This is a genomic window from Sulfurimonas sp. (assembly GCF_023228785.1).
Classification (GTDB): Bacteria; Campylobacterota; Campylobacteria; order Campylobacterales; family Sulfurimonadaceae; genus Sulfurimonas.
In genome coordinates, this window is the sequence record NZ_JALOAN010000078.1 from 1 (window position 1) to 2,956 (window position 2,956).

3 protein-coding genes are annotated in these 2,956 nt (G+C 49.0%); 2 read left to right on the forward strand and 1 reads right to left on the reverse strand.

Annotated elements, in window-relative coordinates:
- Positions 1–113: 113 nt before the first annotated feature.
- A complete protein-coding gene (locus tag M0Q24_RS11575; protein WP_295050819.1) occupies positions 114–626 on the reverse strand; it encodes a hypothetical protein in 513 nt (170 codons plus the stop codon).
- Positions 627–881: 255 nt separating this feature from the next.
- Between M0Q24_RS11575 and M0Q24_RS11580 the strand changes: the two genes are divergently transcribed.
- Complete coding sequence (locus M0Q24_RS11580) at positions 882–1,118, forward strand: hypothetical protein (RefSeq protein ID WP_295050820.1); 237 nt, start codon at positions 882–884, stop codon at positions 1,116–1,118.
- The gene (locus M0Q24_RS11585; RefSeq protein ID WP_295050822.1) at positions 1,118–2,824 is read left to right on the forward strand and encodes a phage terminase large subunit family protein; all 1,707 of its coding nucleotides are present in this window, start codon (positions 1,118–1,120) and stop codon (positions 2,822–2,824) included. The genes M0Q24_RS11580 and M0Q24_RS11585 overlap by 1 nt, the downstream gene beginning before the upstream one ends.
- The last annotated feature ends 132 nt before the right edge of the window (positions 2,825–2,956 follow it).

A 2,956-nucleotide genomic window follows, 5' to 3' on the forward strand; every position in this document is an offset into this window, starting at 1 on the left:
ACCCGGATTGTTCATGGACCTGTTTTAAAACCTTGCGTGCAATGGCTTTCGCCTCTGGATGGGTGACAATCGCCCCGATCAGATTGAGACCATTGACCACCGCAGGCCCGTTATCAAATTTCAGGCAGCCGTTCGGTATCTGTCCGTTTTTGGCTTCGTCCTTTTTTTTGCTCATAATGGCATACCGTTCTGTTAAGGATTTTAATATCGTTGTCGGTCATTTCCAGTAGTGCTTTTTTAACCGCTTTTATATTAAACGTGTACTTGGTGCCGTCCATAATACAGGGAATTTTTTCTTGTTCGGCCAGTTTCCGCAGGGTTTTAACGTTAATTCCAAGGGCGGCACCCGTCACACTTGTGTTGGCAAAATGGTCACTATCCGGGCTGTTTATATGGCGTTCCAGTTCGAGGATTTTTTGGCTTTGTTGTCTTATAACCTCGTCTTGTGCGTCCGGGTCCAGATGATGTTTTTCGGCCAACAGGGATAAAATGCTATTGGCCTGACAGTCGATTTTTCGCAACAGTTTTGAGTTTTCCTTTTTCAGTGCCCTGACCTGCTGCCGCAGATCGGTAATGAGGCTGGCTTGGGTACGCAGCAGGCTTGTTTTTCGGTCGTTTTTTCCCATCCTGTGATCTCCTGTAAAGGATGGTCCCCCGGCACGGTTTGGAGGGAAGGCGTTGTAACGCCGTCTTGACGCACCGAGGGACCAAAAACTATGGAAAGATCGGGTAACATTTGAGAACGTTTGCCCTATCTTTGCGTTCAATCTACAAACATTGCCAAACTGTGTCAATATAAAAATAATTTCTCATATTTTTCTCATTTCGTTAGCGTTTAGTGGTATATTCACTTATTGTAATCTGGCAATAGGAGTCCGCAAATGGCAAAGATACTGGAATATGCACGTTTATTGACCGTAGGCCCTAAAAATCCTGTCCCCAAACGCAAACGCAAGATTCTTAAAGAGGCTGATAAGGAACTGACCCGGCTTGAATCACAAAAGACCGCCCGGACCAAAGCGGTTGAGGAAGCGACTGGGGTTCCAAGCGACATTGAAAGGCAAAAACGGGCTGTTGCACGCCGGGCAAAATCAACGTTGATGGCAAAAGGTAAGTAATGCCCTCGGATGATCTGAAACAAGTAGAATTGATGTGTGCCTCCCACGCGGCCTATTGGGCCAAGGCCAATCGAATTCGCCTGTCCAATGGACAATTATTCTCAACCGAAGGTCGGGAATATCAAGTTCCCTTCATGCGGGATGAAGCCCCGGAAAAATGTTACATGAAGGCCACTGGTTGCGGGGTATCCGATGCTGAAATTTTGGAATGCCTGCACGGGATGATCTACGGTCGATACCGGCAGGGAGTCCTGTACGGGTTCCCCAATGATGGGGATATGATGGACTATTCCAAGACCCGCTGGACTCCACTAATTCAATTCAACCCTGCACAAATTGGCAAACATTTAACGATTGGCGGTAAAAAGACTGACGCCGCAGACGTTAAGCGAATTCGAAATGCAAACCTTTACTTGCGAGGCCTGCGGATGATGCCAACGGCTGACGGCGAAAGCCGTCAGTCCGTGGCCGCGACCGGGATTCATGTCGATAAGGCGGTACTGGATGAAACGGACCAGATGGAGGAGGAAATCATCGGCAAGGTCCGGGGCCGGTTGTCGAATGCCCGGATTGACGGGGTTCGGGGTAAATCTCAAATCGTATATATCGGTAATCCCTCGGACGAAGATCGCGGCATTGATTCATTGTGGCAGGGGTCCGATCAACGATACTGGTATCGCAAGTGTGAATGTGGTGGTTGGACGTGTGCCGAACTGGAGTTTTTTGAAGACCCTGAAAAATGCGTAGGGATGTATCCTGACCGGATTAGCCGCATGGAAAACTTTCAGCCGACCGGCTATGTTCGCTGTACCAAGTGTGGTAAACCTGTAGGGCAGCGGGTCGGACGTTGGGTGCCGACCAAAAAGGAAAACAGCCGTCGTCACGGGTTTAATTGGTCGTATCTAACCAGTGAGAACCAAGACCCGGCCCATATTCTGCATTGTTACAGACACCCCCCGGAAAACAACATCGGTGACGTAATCCGATTGATGTTGGGGCGAGCCTATTCCAGTACCGATGAAAAACTGCGAAAAGAATCCGTCTATGCCTGTTGTAGTTTGGATGGAATGCCGGATAGTCACGACGGCCCCTGTGCAATGGGTGTTGACAATGACGACAACAAACACGTTGTGATCGGCGTTCGGACCGGGCCTGAAACATATAAGCTGGTTCGCGTCTTTGCGTTAAACGATGTCACCCAAAACCGGTTCGGACAGATTTTAGATTTAATCCAACGATACCGGGTCAAGTCCTGTGTCACCGATCTAAGGCCCAACGCGGATTCTGCCCGTGAGTTTCAACGGGCTGCCATACGGTATGGATGCCGAGTCTGGCTCTGTGAATATACCGAGTCCCCGTTACAGGACTGTAATTTCATCGATAACAGCGGAATCGTCAAAGTGTACCGGACCGGGATATTTGATACGACCCACCGCGTCATTATGAATAGTCAAATCGTATTGCCGCGACGAAACAAACTGATTGACGACTTTGCTCAACAGTGCTGCAACTGCGTCAAGAGTAAAGAGATTGACAAACGCAAACGAACCGTGGTGTTTCGGTACAAGAAAACCGGCAATGGCAACGACCATTTCCGTAACGCTCTCAACTATTTTGTGGTTGCCGCCTCCAAGGTGGGTCGGTCCCGTGATCGGCGGTTTGAACTGGCTAATAAAGATTGTGTCATGGATTATTCCGTTATTTAGGAGAAAAACAAAATGGCGAAACAGCAATCGCGTAAATCAAAATCCAAGGACGAACGCCCGGCTCGTAAGCGGTACTGGACCCGGCGAAAACTGGAACAACACAAGGTTCGCCAACTTGTGAAATGGCGTGGC